The sequence below is a fragment of the Xanthobacter wiegelii genome (assembly GCF_043193855.2).
Lineage (GTDB): Bacteria > Pseudomonadota > Alphaproteobacteria > Rhizobiales > Xanthobacteraceae > Xanthobacter > Xanthobacter flavus_A.
In genome coordinates this window covers 3,730,310-3,745,048 of record NZ_CM195529.1, presented here as the reverse complement: position 1 = coordinate 3,745,048, position 14,739 = coordinate 3,730,310, and the positions used below count along the sequence as shown (strand labels likewise).

At 69.6% G+C, this 14,739-nt stretch carries 12 protein-coding genes; 1 reads left to right on the top strand and 11 read right to left on the bottom strand.

What is annotated here, in order from left to right; translation table 11 throughout:
• Nucleotides 1-21 precede the first annotated feature (21 nt).
• The 5 genes from V5F63_RS17410 to V5F63_RS17390 are packed head-to-tail and all read right to left on the bottom strand — an operon-like array spanning nucleotide 22 to nucleotide 6,584.
• Nucleotides 22-1,236 carry a xanthine dehydrogenase family Fe-S subunit gene (locus V5F63_RS17410; RefSeq protein WP_394100754.1) on the bottom strand — a complete coding sequence of 405 codons (1,215 nt, stop codon included), beginning with the start codon at nucleotides 1,234-1,236 and terminating at the stop codon, nucleotides 22-24.
• Nucleotides 1,233-2,096 carry an FAD binding domain-containing protein gene (locus V5F63_RS17405; protein ID WP_394100755.1) on the bottom strand — a complete coding sequence of 288 codons (864 nt, stop codon included), beginning with the start codon at nucleotides 2,094-2,096 and terminating at the stop codon, nucleotides 1,233-1,235. Before V5F63_RS17405 ends, V5F63_RS17410 begins: the two co-directional genes overlap by 4 nt.
• Nucleotides 2,093-4,450, bottom strand: a complete 2,358-nt coding sequence (locus V5F63_RS17400; RefSeq protein ID WP_394100756.1) for a xanthine dehydrogenase family protein molybdopterin-binding subunit — start codon at nucleotides 4,448-4,450, stop codon at nucleotides 2,093-2,095. Before V5F63_RS17400 ends, V5F63_RS17405 begins: the two co-directional genes overlap by 4 nt.
• Nucleotides 4,447-5,310 (bottom strand): alpha/beta hydrolase, encoded by an 864-nt coding sequence (locus tag V5F63_RS17395; RefSeq protein WP_394028008.1) that lies wholly within the window; start codon nucleotides 5,308-5,310, stop codon nucleotides 4,447-4,449. The genes V5F63_RS17400 and V5F63_RS17395 overlap by 4 nt, the downstream gene beginning before the upstream one ends.
• Nucleotides 5,307-6,584 carry an amidohydrolase/deacetylase family metallohydrolase gene (locus tag V5F63_RS17390; protein ID WP_394100757.1) on the bottom strand — a complete coding sequence of 426 codons (1,278 nt, stop codon included), beginning with the start codon at nucleotides 6,582-6,584 and terminating at the stop codon, nucleotides 5,307-5,309. Before V5F63_RS17390 ends, V5F63_RS17395 begins: the two co-directional genes overlap by 4 nt.
• Nucleotides 6,585-6,790: 206 nt before the next feature.
• On the opposite strand from V5F63_RS17390, the gene V5F63_RS17385 reads away from it, so the two are divergent.
• Nucleotides 6,791-7,243 (top strand): MarR family winged helix-turn-helix transcriptional regulator, encoded by a 453-nt coding sequence (locus V5F63_RS17385; protein ID WP_209489841.1) that lies wholly within the window; start codon nucleotides 6,791-6,793, stop codon nucleotides 7,241-7,243.
• 49 nt (nucleotides 7,244-7,292) lie between these two features.
• Here V5F63_RS17385 and cls read toward each other — a convergent pair whose 3' ends face one another.
• The 6 genes from cls to V5F63_RS17355 all read right to left on the bottom strand — a co-directional run bounded on the left by cls (nucleotide 7,293) and on the right by V5F63_RS17355 (nucleotide 14,738).
• Nucleotides 7,293-8,738, bottom strand: coding sequence for a cardiolipin synthase (gene cls, locus V5F63_RS17380; RefSeq protein WP_394100758.1), 1,446 nt, complete (start codon nucleotides 8,736-8,738; stop codon nucleotides 7,293-7,295).
• A 127-nt stretch (nucleotides 8,739-8,865) separates the two neighbouring features.
• Entirely contained in the window at nucleotides 8,866-9,717 is an 852-nt protein-coding gene (locus V5F63_RS17375) for a beta-keto acid cleavage family enzyme (protein WP_394100759.1), read from the bottom strand.
• Nucleotides 9,718-9,733: 16 nt separating this feature from the next.
• A complete protein-coding gene (locus tag V5F63_RS17370) occupies nucleotides 9,734-11,107 on the bottom strand; it encodes a sigma-54-dependent transcriptional regulator (protein WP_394100760.1) in 1,374 nt (457 codons plus the stop codon).
• Entirely contained in the window at nucleotides 11,097-12,974 is a 1,878-nt protein-coding gene (locus V5F63_RS17365; RefSeq protein ID WP_394100761.1) for a sensor histidine kinase, read from the bottom strand. The genes V5F63_RS17370 and V5F63_RS17365 overlap by 11 nt, the downstream gene beginning before the upstream one ends.
• A 76-nt stretch (nucleotides 12,975-13,050) precedes the next feature.
• A complete protein-coding gene (locus V5F63_RS17360; RefSeq protein ID WP_394028249.1) occupies nucleotides 13,051-13,890 on the bottom strand; it encodes an ABC transporter ATP-binding protein in 840 nt (279 codons plus the stop codon).
• A 26-nt stretch (nucleotides 13,891-13,916) separates the two neighbouring features.
• Entirely contained in the window at nucleotides 13,917-14,738 is an 822-nt protein-coding gene (locus tag V5F63_RS17355) for an ABC transporter permease (protein WP_394100762.1), read from the bottom strand.
• Between the last annotated feature and the right edge of the window lies 1 nt (nucleotide 14,739).

Genomic DNA, 14,739 nt, shown 5'->3' with positions numbered 1-14,739 from the left:
AGTCTCGAAGGGCAGTCAGGGTCAAGAGGAAGGGCCGCCACGGCGCCACAGGCGGCCGAGGCGATCGGAAACGAGCGAGAAGAGAAGCTTGAGCGGGTCGAGGCCGCGCGCCTCTACGGGCGGCGGCGCGGTGCCGGAAAGGCGGGCTTCGAGGTTCGCCGCGAATTCGGCGATGAGGCGGCCCGCCACCTCGCGCACGAGTCCCGGCCGGCCGAACTGGGCAAGCGGCCCCTTCAGCGTGTAGCCCACATCCAGCGCGACGCGGGCGGAGCCGGGCGCCGCCCCGTCCGTGACGCGATAGCGGATGATGCCCTCCGTGCGCGAACGCCCGTCCGCCCCCGCGCCATGGATGGTGCCGCTCTTCATCGCCTCGTCGCGGCCGATGCGGGCGCCGCCGCGGAAGGTGGTGGCGATGGGGCCGAGCTTCACCCGCATGCCGCCCTGCACGTTGTCCGGCGAGGGCATGGCATCGATGACCGCGCCGGGCAGGCAGGCCGCCACTTCCTCGATGTGGCCGAAGAAAGCGAACACCTCGGCCGGTGGGAAGGGCACCTCGAAGCTCTGCTCGAAGCTGTGGGCGGGGGTGAAATCGTCGGCGAGGGAGGTGGTGACGGAGGACGGCCCTGCCGTGATGGCAACGCTCGCTGGCAGCGCGGCGGAAACCGCGCCGCCCGTCCGCGCGCCCACCGGGCCGAGGCGGCGCTCGGTGGTCATCGGGCCGATGCCCTGCGCCCGCCGGGCGGCGATGACGGAGGCCACCGCCTTCACGATGCCCGCATAGCCGGTGCAGCGGCAGAGATTGCCGGCGAGGCCGAGGCGGATGCGCGTCTCGTCCGCCTCCGGCAGGCGCAGCACGAGGTCGCGCGCGGACACCAGCATGCCCGGCGTGCAGAAGCCGCACTGGAGCGCATGCTCGCGATTGAAGGCCGAGCGCAATTCAGTGGTGACGGGATCGTCGTCCAGCCCCTCGATGGTGACAACATCTGCCCCCTGGCAGGCACCGGCGAAGGAGAGGCAGGCGCGGGCCGGCTCGCCATCCACGAGGATGGTGCAGGCGCCGCACACGCCGTGCTCGCAGCCGAGGTGCGTGCCGGTGAGGTTCAGCGTGTCGCGCACGAAATCGGCGAGGTTGGTGCGCCCCTCGGCCTCGGCCGTCACGGGGCGGCCGTTGAGGGTCAGCGAGATCATGCGGGACGCGCCCATGGCGAGGGTCTCGGGCCTTGGCGAAGCGGTCATGCGGCGCTCCGCGTGTCGGTGAAGAGGCTGGCGGCCTGGGCGACGGCGCGGCGCAGCACTTCGACGTGGACATGGCGGTCCACCGCGTCCGTCATGCCGGCTGCGGTAAGGGCCGCGTCGGCGGTGGAGGCGTCGAAGCGCGTGGAGAAGCCGGCATCGATGCGGCCGCCAAACAGCGGCGCGGCATCAGCGAAGACGAGCGGCGGCGCGTCGATGGCGCCCATCAGCGCGCGGCCGGTGCCGGCGGCGGGATCGATCAGCACGGCGCCGATGGCGTGGGCGAATTCACCCACCTTGCGGCAGTGCTTCACATAGCCGAAGCGGGCGGTGGCAGGCACCTTCGGCACCCGCACGGAAACGAGGATTTCGCCTGGCTCCAGCGCCGTGGCGAGCGCCCCGGCGAGGAAGGCGCCCATGGCGAGGCGGCGCGGGCCGGATGGTCCCGCGATCTCCACCTCAGCGCCGAGCACGGACAAGGCATTCACCCAGTCGGCGGCGGGATCGGCGTGGGATAGGCTGCCGCCCATGGTGCCGCGATTTCGCACCGCGCGATAGGCGATGCCACCGGCCACGCGGCGCAAGATATTTTGGCCCACGTCCGGGGCGCGGCTGTCCTCCACATCGGCGTGGGTGACGAGGGCGCCATAGACCATGTGCCCGGCCTCTTCGCGCACGGTGCGAAGATCGTCGATCCCGGAGAGATCGACGATCAGCTCGGGCGTCGCGAGGCGCAGATTGAGCATGGGGCCAAGGGACTGGCCGCCGGCCATCACCTTCGCGCCGTCCCCGCCGGAGACGAGCAGCGCGACAGCGTCGGCGATGGTGTGCGGGCGCTCGATGCGGAAGGGGGCGGGCTTCATGCCGCGCTCCTTTCGCCGGCGCGCATCGCCAGCACCTGCTCCACGATGCGCCGGGGCGTCACGGGGGAGCGCAGCATTTCGGCGCCGAGGGGCCGGAGCGCATCGTTGATGGCGTTGGCGATGGCGGCGGGCGGCGCGATGGCCCCGCCCTCGCCGATGCCCTTCACGCCGAACTTGGTATAGGGCGAGGGCGTTTCCATGTGGCCGATGAAGGGCATGGGCACTTCCGGGGCGCCGGGCAAAAGATAATCCGCCAGCGTCGAGGCGAGCGGCTGGCCGGAGGCGTCGAACGCCATCTCCTCATAGAGCGCGGTGCCGATGCCCTGGGCGAGGCCGCCGATGATCTGGCCGTCCACGACCATGGGATTCACCAGCGTGCCGCCGTCTTCCACGATGGCGTAGTCGAGGATCTCCACCTCGCCGAGGTCCGGGTCCACCGCGACGACCACCGCATGGGCCGCGTAGCTGAAGGTGCCGCTGTCGCGCACCGGCTTGTAGCCGGCGGTGACTTCGAGGCCATGCGGGTCCACGTCCGCCGGCAGGTCCTGCGGGCGTCGATACCAGGTGTGCGCCACCTGCTGGATGGTCACGTCGCCCGAGGGGCCGACCACGCGGCCGCCCTCCAGCCGCACCTCGTCCGGCCGCGCCTGCAGCATGTGGGCGCCGATGCGGCGGATGCGCTCGGCAAGCTCAGTGCAGGCGGTCGCCACCGCGCCGCCGGCCATCACCATCACGCGCGAGCCCCAGCTGCCGGTGGAATAGGGCGTCATGGCCGTGTCGCCATGAACAAGGCGGGTGCGGGCGACCGGCATTCCGAGGATTTCGTGGGCGACCTGCGCCAGCGTCGTCTCCAGCCCCTGGCCGTGGGAATGGGCGCCGATGCGCAGTTCCAGCCCGCCATCGGGAGTGAGGCGCGCGCCGGCCTGCTCGTGGCCGGGCACCATGGGGATGCCCCAGCCGGAATAGACCGAGGTGCCGTGCGCCGCCTGCTCGCAATAGATGGAGAGGCCAAGGCCGATGCGGCGGCCGTCCGGCTCCCCCGCCTGCTGGCGCGTGCGCACCGCATCGGCCTTGATGGCGTCCAGCGCCTGCCGCAGCGCCTCGGGATAATCGCCGCTGTCGAAATGCTTGTTGGTGATGTTGTCGAACGGCATCTGCTCCGGCCGCACGAGGTTCTTCAGCCGAACCACTTCCGGGGCGAGGCCGAGTTCGGCCGCCAGCGCATCCAGCGCCACTTCCAGCGCGAAGCACACGCCGGTCCGCGCCACCCCGCGATAGGGCAGGATCGGGCACTTGTTGGTGGCCACCGACCAGGTGCGGCAGCGATAGGCGGGGAAATCATAGGGGCCGGGCAGGATGCTCGCCACCTGCGCGGCTTCGAGGCACGCGGAGAAGGGATAGGCGGAATAGGCGCCGCTATCCACGCTGGCCTCGCAATCGATGCCGCGCAGCGTGCCGTCGCGCTCGGCATAGAGCGTGATCTCGTAATGGTGCTCGCGGCAGTTCGCGCTGGCGGTCAAATGCTCGCGGCGGTCCTCCAGCCAGCGCACGGGCCGGCCGATCTTGCGTGCGAGCCAGCCAAGGCAGACGTCCTCGCTGAGCAGGATGGCCTTGTAGCCGAAGCCGCCGCCCACGTCCGGGGAGATGATGCGGACCTGCCCCTCTTCCAACCCCAGGCATTCGGAGAGGCCCGAGCGCACGATGTGCGGCATCTGGCTGGCGGTGTGCACCACCAGCTGGTCTGAGCGGTGATCGAAATGCACCACCGTGCCGCGCCCCTCGATGGGCGCCATGCACTGGCGCGCGGTGGAGATGGTGCGCGAAATCTTCACCGGCGCGTCGAAGGCGGCCTCGATATTGATGTTCACGAGGCTTTCGAGAAAGACGTTGTCGCCCCAATGCTCGTGCACCAGCGCCGCGCCGGGCTTGCGGGCGGCCAGCATGTCGTGGAGGGCGGGCAGCTCTTCCAGGTCGAGTTCCACGCGGGCGGCCATGTCCTCGGCCTCGGCGCGGGTGTCGGCGACGCACATGGCGATGAGCTCGCCCACCTGCCGCACCTTGCCGGTGGCGAGCACGGGCTGCTCCGACACCTTGAAGCCGGGCAGGCCGGAGACGGCGCGGATGGGCTTCACCCCGTCGAGATCGGCGGCGGTGAAGACGCGGCCCTTCAGATCTTCCGGCACATGGATGGCGCGGATGCGCGCGTGCGCCAGCGGGCTGCGCACGAAGGCGACATCCTGCATTCCCGCCAGACGAATGTCGGCGATGAACTGGCCGCGCCCGCGCATCAGCCGGTCGTCTTCCTTGCGGGGAAGCCGGGCGCCGACGCCCTCTTTCGTGCCAGGCTCGCTCATGCGTGCGCTCCCGCCATCAGGTCGAGCGCGGCGCGCACCAGAAGGCCGTCGGGGCGGCGCAATTCGTCGAGGATGGAGAAATGGTCGGCACCGAGGATGGGCAGCAGCGCGCCGGGCGCGTGGGCGGCCACCCGCTTTGCCGCCAGCGCGCGGGAATCATGCACCAGCGCGGGCACTTCCGCCGTGCCGTAGGCGATGGCCAGCGGCTTCGGCGACGGCGCATGGCGCAGCGGCGAGCAGGCCGCGATTTCCGCGTCCGAGAGATCCAGCGCGGCATTCAGGAAGGTGTCGCGCAGCGGCGCCAGCTCATAGACGCCGGAGATGGCGAGGCCGGCGGCGACGGCGGGATGGTCCAGCTGCATCACCGCCAGCTGCGCGCCAGCGGACCAGCCGGAGACAACCACCGGGCCGGTGAGGCCATACAGCGCGCCGTCCTTCGCGATGAGGTCGAGCGCCGCGCCCATCTCGGCGACGATCGCGCCGAGGCGCGCCTCAGGTGCCAGCGTGTAGCTGGGCATCGCCACGGACCAGCCGTGGGCGAGGAGGCCCTCCGCATAATGGGCGAAGACCTCGCGCGTGTTGCGCTGCCAATAGCCGCCATGGATGAAGACGAGGCAGGGCGCGCCCGGCTTTCCGGGATAGATGTCCAGCTTCTGCCGCGCGCCGGAGCCGTAGGGAATGTCCAGATGGGCGGGCGTGGCAGCGCGGAAGAGCGGGGCCGCCTTGTCGCGCGCCTCGACCCATGCCGCGCTGTCCTTCACCGCGGCATTGTTGTTGTAGGCGGCATCCCGCTCGGCCTGGGACAGGGTGTCCCAGACCTCTTGCGGGGCCGGCCGAACGGCTGCGGATGCCGGGCTCACGCCGCCACCGCCCGGGGCAGGATGACGGCGTCGGCGTCGAACTTCTTGCCGGCGCGCAGGCAGAAGGCGGGGGTGAGCAGCCGCTCGGCCACCACCTTGGTGTCCTCGTTGTCGCGCAGCAGGAAGCGGCCGCGATTGTCGTCCAGCACCGAGATGTCGGCGGCGTAGCCCACCGTGAGCGAGCCCACCCGGTCGGTGAGGCCGATCATCTTCGCCGGGTTGATGGTGACCATGGGCACCACGTCCTGCAGCGACAGGCCGAGCGCCATCATGGAGCTCATGGCCTGGGTGAGGCTGAAGCGGGCCTGGCCCTTGAAGGGGTGGTTCTCGTCGTCATAGTGCTCCTCCGGCGTGCCGGCGGGGGCGGGGACATGGGTGTTGTAGCCGTGCATGTCGGCGCCCAGCGTGTGCGGCACGACGCCGGCGGCGATGGCCTTCTTCGCGAGGCGATAGGAGAAGTGGCTGCCATGGCCCACGTCCACCTTCAGGCCACGATCGAGCGCCGCCTGGATGACATGGTGGACCTCGCCCTGCTGGTTCACAAAGCCGCCGGGATGGCGGGTGAAGGGATGGGCGAGCACGTCGCCTTCCTTCAGCAGGGGGATGACGCGCTCCAGGATGGTGTCGGCGTCCTCGCCGTTGGCGCCGCTCTCCGGCAGGCCCCAGAGGGTGCCGAAGTGGACGTAAAGCGGCACTTCGGCACGGCGGGCGATCTCCGCCGCCATCTCCATCACCTTGATGCCCCAGCGGGCGAAGCCGCCGATCTCCGCATGGCCCTTGATGCCGCGCACGAGGTCGCGATTGGCGATGGCGGAGCGCACGGTGGCTTCGATGTCCACGCAGTCCGGGCTGTAGAGGTTGGGGTAGTAATGGCCTTCGAGGCCGCCCACGAGATAGGCGGAGAGGAACGCGTAGATGCGCGTCTCGGAGGGCTCGGCGATGAACTTGCGGAAGCCCGGCAGCGTCATGCAGGAGGGGCCGCCCTGGTCGATCACGGTGGTGACGCCGGAATGCACGCCCACCATGTCCGGGTTCAGGCCGAAGCGGCCGGTGACATATTGATAGACGTGGCCGTGGGTGTCGATCATGCCCGGCAGCACCAGCTTGCCGGAGACATCGATGGTCTCGGTGGCGCTGGAGGGGAGGATCGTCTCCTCGACGGCCGCGATGCGCCCATCGCGCACCGCCACGTCGCGGATGCCGTCGATGTCGTTGGCGGGGCAGATGACATGTCCGCCCTTGAGGAGGATATCGTAGCCGGCGGGTTCAGCCATCAGGGTCTCCGTCCATGCATGCGCGGCCGTTTGGGCCGGATTGGAAAAGCGAAGCATGCTTCGTATTCCCATTATGCAGGGCGCGTGCCAGAATTTGATCTGGATCAATTTCGACGGGCCGGATTGGCGGTCGGAGGGGCAGGGACGTGACGGGATCGCGTGAAAATTCAAAGGGCTCCAATGTGGAACCCGAAAACGTCGTGGACATGGACTGGCCGCTATCCGACCGCCCCGGCTTCCTCGCGCGCCGGGTGCATCAGATCCATGTCAGCCTGTTTTCTGAGCTGTGTGCCCCGTTCGGCGTAACGCCGGTGCAGTACAGCCTCCTGTCGGCCCTCGCGGATCGGGCGGAGGCGGATCAGACCACGCTCTCGCGCATCGTCGCGCTGGACCGCACCACCACCACCGGAGCCTTGAAGCGCCTTGAGGCGCGGGGACTGGTGCGGCGCGGCACCTCGGCCACCGACCGGCGCTCGCAGAGCTGCTCGCTGACCGATGAGGGCCGCCGCATGCTGGAGGAGATGGAGGCCGCCGCGCGCCGCGCCCACGCGCTGACGGTGGAGATGCTGGCGCCCGAGGAGCAGCGCCAATTCATTGAGGCCATGAAGAAAATCGTCGCGGCTCACGCCGGACGGCAGGCCTCGTCCGATCTGCTTTGAATGCGGTCGTTATGCCCAATAATTGGGCGTCTGCGCCGGCGGCAGCCGTCTACAGCACCGGTCCCAGCATGGCGATGGTGTTGTTCCACAGGCGGCGCGGGGCGCTGAAGGCGTCGGCGTCGTCCCGCGTCACCGGCGTCGCCGCGTCGAGGAAAACCTGCTGGCGCGCCCGCATGGCGCGGGTGAAGGCGGCATCGCACAGGAGGATGTTGTTTTCCGCATTCAGCTCGAAGCTGCGGCGATCGATGTTGGCCGAGCCGATCAGGGTCACTTCGCCGTCGAGGGTCAGGGTCTTGGCGTGCAGCAGGCCGCCGACGTACTCGTGGATATTCACCCCCGCCTCGAGCAGGTCGCTGTAATAGCTGCGGCTGGCGGCGGCGACGATCCAGCTGTCGTTGCGCTTCGGGAACACGATGGTGGTCGAAACCCCGCGCCGGGCCGCGGCGCACAGGGCCGCCTGGAGGGGCTCGTCCGGCACGTAATAGGGCGTGGTGATGACGAGTTCGCCCCGCGCCGCATTCATCAGCGCCACGAACGTCTCCGGCATGGCCGAATAGCGCACCCCGGCACCCGAGCCGATAACCTGCGCCACGAAGCCGGGCTGCGGCGCCGGCAGGGGCTCGGCGAAGAGCGGGGCGAGGTCTTCCTCCACCTGCGCCATCCAGTTGCTGGCGAACAGATGCTGGTTCTGCCGCACCACCGGGCCTTCGAAGCGGGCCATCACATCCACCCAGGGCGCGAACTTCGCCTTCACCGCGAAGGCGGCGTCGGCGCAGTTCTGGCTGCCGCAGTAGGTGATGGCATTGTCGATCACCACGATCTTGCGGTGGTTGCGCATGTCGATGCGCCCCTTGAACGGGCGCAGCAGCGGGTTGCCGATGGGCAGGGCCCTGGCGAGCCGCACGCCCGCCGCTGCCATGTCGCGCCACAGGGGCGAGTGGATGAGCGCGCGGGAGCCGAGATCGTCCGCCATGGCCCGGCAGACGACGCCGCGTCCCGCCGCGCGCTTCAGCGCCTCCATCACGGAGCGCCCGCTGGCGTCGTCGAGCCAGATGTAGAAGAGCACATGGACGCTCGAGCGGGCGGCATCGATGTCCTTGACCATGGAGGCGATGGCGGAGGCGGAATCCGGCAGCAGCTCGGCCCGGTTTCCCCCCACCGGCAGAAAATGGTTCACCGACTGGCCGACGCGGAACAGCGGGACGTGGCGCTCGGCGATCTGCGCTTCCGCAGAAGGACCGGCGACGCCCTCGGCCGGCGGCAGCTCCGCCACCGCGGCGCGCAATTGCTCCACCGCCTTTCGCCCGAGGTTCACCTCGCCGAACAGGATGTAGGCGACGACGCCCACCACCGGCGCCAGCGCGATCACCAGCACCCAGGCCATGCGCGAGGAGGGCTCGCGGTGCGGCCGGAGCAGGGCGCGGACGATGAAGATGATCTGAAGGCTCAAATGGGCGGCGAACAGCGCCCAGGTGATCACGGTGGACTCATCCATGTCTGCGGCACGCCCGGCGAGAGAAGCACCGCCGTTCTAAAGCATTTTCCAGCAAAGTGGATTCCGGCTCGCCTGAAGAACATGCGTATCGGGCAAAGCCGGCACCGTCGTCGCCGGCGCGGACGCCTCACGCGCCGGCGTAGAGCCCGCGCAGGGTGTCGGCCGTGGCGAGCGGTCGGTTGAGGAGCCGCGCGCCATCCGCCGCGCGCCGCACTTGCGCGGCATTGTGTTCGGCGCGGGTGCCGTCCGGCGCGAAGAGATTGTTCTCGAAGCCCACGCGCACATGCCCGCCGAGGCCGGCGGCGACGGTGGCGCAGGCGTTCTCCTTCGGCCCGAACGCGCACATGGCCCACAGCCGCGGCGGCGTACCGGCGGCGAGGAAGGGCACGAGATCGGCCGGCGTCGAGACCTGTCCGCTGGTGTAGCGGCCGAGCACGAACAGCGGGAAATCCTCGCCCTCGCCCAGCAGGCCGCGCCCCTTCAGCGCCTGATAGCGATGCACCTCCTCCACCGAATAAAGGATGATCTGCACCAAGATGCGCTCGCGCCGCAGCCAGGCAAAGAACTCGGCGGCGGCGGCTTCATGCGCGTCGTCCGGGATGATCTCCCGCAAGGCGAGGGAGACCGCCTCTGGCCGTAGCGCGCGCACCACGGCGATCTGCTCCGACGCGGTGTAGCGCCCCGCCGCCTCGGAGGTCGCCTGCACCACCAGCCGGTCGCCCACCTCCCGGCGGATGGCGGCGGTGGCGTCGCGGTAGGCCTCCACATCGAGAAGGTGCCGCCCCTCGCCGTCGCGCACATGGATGTGGATGAGGGCGGCGCCCGCCTCGACGATCTCGGCCGCGTTGCGCGCCAGCTCCGCCGCGGTCATGGGCAAGGCCGGGTGGTCCGCCTTGGTGCGGGTGGCGCCGTTGGGGGCGTTGGCGATGACGAGGGGCGGCCAGAGGAGGGCCTCGGCGGGGGCGGCGGTCAGGGTCATGGAGGGTCCGGAAAGGTCAGTCGGTGGAGGCGAGGCCGAGCCGCTTCATACGGTCGTGCAGGGTCTTACGGGGGATGTTGAGGGCGAGGGCGGCGGCGGAGACGCGGTGGCCGGAGGCTTTCAGCGCATCCTCGATGACGAGGCGTTCCACCCGGTCCAGCAGTTCGTTGAGGCTCGGCGCGGCGGCCGCGCCGCCGGTGAAATCGGGCGCGAGGAAGCCCAGCATATGGCGCTCGGCGGCATTCTTCAGCTCGCGCACATTGCCCGGCCAGTCCGCCAGCATCAGCGCGCGCCGCAGCGAGGGCGGAACCTCCACCACCGGCCGCTGATACTTCACTGCCGCCTGCACCAGGAATAGCTCGAAGAGAAGCGGGATGTCCTCCCGCCGCTCGCGCAGGGGCGGGAGGGAGAGCTTCACCACGTCGAGGCGGAAGAACAGGTCTTTCCGGAATCGGCCGGCATCGGCGAGCGCGCCGAGGTCTTCCTTGGTGGCGGCGATGACGCGCAGATCCACCGGCACCGGCGTGTTGGAACCGAGGCGCTCGATGCGCCGGTCCTGCAGCACCCGCAGCAGCTTCACCTGCATGGCGAGGGGCATGCTTTCCACCTCGTCGAGGAAGAGCGTGCCGCCGGAGGCGTGCTCGATCTTGCCGATGCGCCGCTTGCCGGCCCCGGTGAAGGCGCCGGCCTCGTGGCCGAACATCTCGCTCTCGAACATGCTCTCGGGAATGGCGCCGCAATTGACCGCCACGAACGGCTTGTCGCGCCGGACGCCGCCTTCGTGCAAAGCGCGGGCGACCTGCTCCTTGCCGGCGCCGGTTTCGCCCAGCACCAGCACGTCGGCGCTGGTGGAGGCGAGCTGTGCGATGTCGTCGCGAAGTCGCCGCATGGCCGCGGACTGCCCCACGAGATGCCGCTCGATGGCATCGCCCCGGTCGAGCGCGGTGCGCAGGCGCCGGTTTTCCAGCACGAGGGCGCGCTTTTCCAGCGCGCGCTTCACCACCTCCACGAAGGCGTCGCTCACGAACGGCTTCTCGATGAAGTCGTAGGCGCCTTCGCGCATGGCGCTGACCGCCATGGCCACGTCGCCATGGCCGGTGATGAGCACCACCGGCAGCTCCGGATCGCGGCGGCGGATATCCGCCAGAAGCTCCAGCCCATCGCGCGCGGGCAGGCGCACGTCGGTGACCACGATGCCGGGATAATCCCGGCCGATGGCGGGCAAGGCGGCCTCCGCGCTGGCGAAGGCGGTCACGTCGATGCCGGCGAGGTCCAGCGTCTGCTCGATGGAGATGCGGATCATCTCCTCGTCGTCCACCAGCAGCACGCGGGGGCGGCTGGCGTGGCGGGGGGCCTCGGCCTCGGCGGAGATGGCGCGTTCAGGAAACATGGCGCAGCGGCTCCGCAGACAGGGTAAGGGGCGCTTCGGCCTCGGCCGCGTCCATCACGAGATCGAACGCGGTGCCACCTTCTGCGCGGGTGCGGGCGGCGAGGGTTGCGCCGAAATCGCGGGCGATGGCGAGCGAGATGGGCAGGCCGAGCCCCAGCCCCTCGCCCGCCGGCTTGGTGGTGAAGAAGGGATCGAAGATGCGCTCCGCCGCGCCGTCCGAAAGCCCCGGCCCGTTGTCCTCCACCGTGAGGACGATGCGGCCGCCTTCGCGATGGGAGACGATGCGGACCAGAGCGCCCGGGCGCCCCTTCACCGCGTCGAGCGCATTGCCCACGAGGTTCACCAGCACCTGGCTGAGGCGGATGGGCTCGAACATCACCTGCGTGGCGTCGGGGTCCAGTGCGCTGACGACGCGCGCGCCCGATGCCCGAAGGCGTGGGGCGAGGATGGCGAGGCTTTCCGCCAGCACAGTGGCGGCATCCACCGGCCCCTTCTCGCTGGAGGTGCGGCGGGCGAAGGCGCGCAACTGGCCGGTGATCTTGCCGAGGCGGTCCACCAGCGCCGCGATGCGGGCGAGGTTCGCCTCCGCATCCTCCTCGCGGCCGTGCTGGAGCAGCTTGGCGGTGTTGTCGGCCAGCGCCCGGAGCGCGGTGAGGGGCTGGTTCAGCTCGTGGGTCACGCCGGCCGCCATCTGGCCGAGGGTCGCCATCTTGGCGGCCTGTACCAGCTCGTCCTGCGCGGCGCGCAGCTCAGTCTCGGCGCGGCGGCGCTCCTCGATCTCGGCGGCGAGGCGGGTGTTGGCGGCGGAAAGGTCCGCAGTGCGTTCCACCACCTTGCCCTCCAGCTCGCGATGGGCGGCGGCCAGCGCCGCCTGGGCGGCGAGACTTTCCCGCGCGCGCTTGAGGTGCTGGCGCCAATAGAGGCCGACAAGGCCGAGGATGACCAAGGCCAGCGTCATGCCGATGCGCGCGGAGCGACCGGCCAGCACCACCGGAGCGGCATCCGTGAACAGCAGCAGCCGCCAGTCGTAGATGGGCAAATCCTTCTCGTCGCGGATGACGCGGCCGGAGGGGCTGATGTCCGAGCCCGACAGCACCCTGAGGCCGCCTTCGTCCTCCCCTTTTCCCATGCGGAGCAGAGGATAGGACTTGTGGCCATACTGGCGGGTGCGGGCCATCTCGGCGGCGGCGGTGGCGTCGATGGGCCGGAGCGCGCGGAACTTGAACTTCGGGTCCGAGGCGAGGAAGACGATGCCGTGCTCGTCCGCCACCAGCACGGTATCGGCCGCCTCGTGCCACACCGCTTCCAGTGGGTCGAGATTGACCTTGGTGGCCACCACGCCCGCGACCTTGCCGTCCACCATCACCGGAGCGCTGATGAAATAGCCCGGCACGCCGGTGAGCGTGCCCACCGCATAGAAGCGGCCGGTGCGGCCTTCCATGGCCTCGGTGAAATAGGGGCGATAGCTGAAATCGGTTCCCACATAGGTTTCCGGCGTGTTCCAGTTGGAGGCCGCGATGGTCATGCCGCCGGGGGCCAGCAGATAGAGCACCGTGCCGCCGGCAGCGCGGTTCAGCGTTTCGAGATAGGCATTCACCCGCGCTGCCTGCTCGGCATCGGCAGGGGCGGCAAGAAGGCGCTTCACGTTGTCATCAAGGGCAGCGGCGGCGGGCAGGTAACCGAACCGCTCGATGGCGCCTTCGAGGCTCTGGGCATAAATCTCCGCCCGGTGCCGCGCATCCGAGGCGAGGCGCTCGCCCACCCGCGCCTCCGCCATCTCGCCGGCCTCGAAAACGGCGAACACCGCAGCCGCAGCCAGCACAACGGCCAGCACGGCGCCAAGGACCGTGGTGCGGTTGGGGCGCATGGAAATCGCCTGTCCTCAAGGTGGTGTGGCCGGGCCACGCGAGGCCCGGCCACAAGGGCCGGATGCTGGTCCGCCCTCAGTCGGTGGTCAAGCCTTTGACCTCGACCTCCTCGAACCGGTGCTGCTCGGCGGTGACGAGGGCGGACAGCTCCCGCTTCAGCTCGTTGAACGCGGTGGAGGCCGAATCCCGCGGGCGTGGCAGGTCCACCTTGATGTCCCGCTTGATGGTGCCCGGCCGGTAGGTGAGCACGACGATGCGGTCCGCCAGATAGATGGACTCCTCGATGGAGTGGGTCACGAAGACAATGGTCTTGCCCGTCGCCGACCAGATGCGGATGAGTTCGTCCTGCAGCGAGCGGCGGGTGAGGGCGTCGAGCGCGCCGAACGGCTCGTCCATCAGCATCACCGGGCTGTCGAGCGCCAGAACGCGGGCGATGGCCACGCGCTGGCGCATGCCGCCGGAAAGGTCCTTCGGGAAGCGGTCGCGGAACTCAGTGAGCTTCAGCATGGCGAGCAGCTCGCTCACCTTCGGCTCGATCTCGGCGCGGCTCATGCCCTTGATCTCGAGGCCGAAGGCGATGTTCTGCGCCACCGTCATCCACGGGAACAGGGCGTATTCCTGAAACACCATGCCCCGATCCGGCCCCGGATCCTTCACCGCGCGGCCGTCCACCGTGATCGTGCCGCGGGTCGGGGCCGAGAAGCCGGCGATGGCGTTGAGCAAGGTGGACTTGCCGCAGCCCGAGGGGCCGAGCAGGCAGACGAACTCGCCCTCATTGATGGTGAGGTCGATGTCCTTCAGGGCAACGATCTCGCCGCCGGGAACGACGAAGCGCTTGTCGACCCCGGAGACGACAATGTGGGGGGAGGCCGCGTGCGCGAGGGCAGCGGCAGAGGCGGAAGGCATGACAGCCATTGGCGTTGCGAGGGGCATGGCGTTCCTCAGGATTCCAGGCCGCGATGCCAGCGCAGCAGATGATTGTTCAGGCGGCTGACGAGGAGATCGATGGCGAGGCCGATGAGGCCGATCGTCAGCATTCCCGCGATGATCTTGTCCGACCAGAAGTATTCGCGCGCCTCCAGAATGCGGAAGCCGAGGCCGTTGTTGACCGCGATCATCTCGGCCACGATCACCACGATGAAGGCGGTGCCGATGCCGATGCGCGCGCCGGACAGGATGTAGGGCGTCGCCGCCGGCAGGATCACCCGCCGGAAGATGGTGAGGCGGCTCGCCCCGAGGCTGCGGGCGGCGCGAATATAGATGCTGTCCACGTGCCGCACGCCGGCGATGGTGTTCATCAGCACCGGGAAGAAGGCGCCGATGGCGATGAGGAACACCGCCGGGGCGTTGCCGAGGCCGAACCACAGGATGGAGAGCGGGATGTAGGCGATGGGCGGGATGGGCCGCAGCACCTGCATCAGCGGATTGACGAAGCGATAGACGGAATCGCTCGTGCCCATGAACAGCCCGAGCGGCAGCGCGAGGCCTGCGCCGACCGCAAAGCCCATCACCACCCGCGAGAGGCTGGCGAGGGAATCATGCAGCAATTCGCCGGAGAAGATCCAGGCGATCCGGCTTTCGGTCGCCGGGTTGAACGGTTCGAGCGGGGCGAGGTAGCTCCACCAGCGCGCCGCGACGGCGGCGGGGGAGGGGAGCACCATGGGGTTTACCCAGCCCGCCGAGCAGGCAATCTGCCAGATGAGGAGCACACCGACGGGTACGAGCAGCCCCTCGCCGAGCGCCTTGAAGCGCGAGATGTTCATT

Excerpts from the sequence above, each read along its gene's own strand:
- V5F63_RS17410 (WP_394100754.1), bottom strand. The coding sequence starts at position 1,236 with ATGACCGCTTCGCCAAGGCCCGAGACCCTCGCCATGGGCGCGTCCCGC.
- V5F63_RS17405 (WP_394100755.1), bottom strand. The coding sequence starts at position 2,096 with ATGAAGCCCGCCCCCTTCCGCATCGAGCGCCCGCACACCATCGCCGAC.
- V5F63_RS17400 (WP_394100756.1), bottom strand. The coding sequence starts at position 4,450 with ATGAGCGAGCCTGGCACGAAAGAGGGCGTCGGCGCCCGGCTTCCCCGC.
- V5F63_RS17390 (WP_394100757.1), bottom strand. The coding sequence starts at position 6,584 with ATGGCTGAACCCGCCGGCTACGATATCCTCCTCAAGGGCGGACATGTC.
- V5F63_RS17385 (WP_209489841.1), top strand. The coding sequence starts at position 6,791 with ATGGACTGGCCGCTATCCGACCGCCCCGGCTTCCTCGCGCGCCGGGTG.
- cls (WP_394100758.1), bottom strand. The coding sequence starts at position 8,738 with ATGGATGAGTCCACCGTGATCACCTGGGCGCTGTTCGCCGCCCATTTG.
- V5F63_RS17375 (WP_394100759.1), bottom strand. The coding sequence starts at position 9,717 with ATGACCCTGACCGCCGCCCCCGCCGAGGCCCTCCTCTGGCCGCCCCTC.
- V5F63_RS17370 (WP_394100760.1), bottom strand. The coding sequence starts at position 11,107 with ATGTTTCCTGAACGCGCCATCTCCGCCGAGGCCGAGGCCCCCCGCCAC.
- V5F63_RS17365 (WP_394100761.1), bottom strand. The coding sequence starts at position 12,974 with ATGCGCCCCAACCGCACCACGGTCCTTGGCGCCGTGCTGGCCGTTGTG.
- V5F63_RS17360 (WP_394028249.1), bottom strand. The coding sequence starts at position 13,890 with ATGGCTGTCATGCCTTCCGCCTCTGCCGCTGCCCTCGCGCACGCGGCC.
- V5F63_RS17355 (WP_394100762.1), bottom strand. The coding sequence starts at position 14,738 with ATGAACATCTCGCGCTTCAAGGCGCTCGGCGAGGGGCTGCTCGTACCC.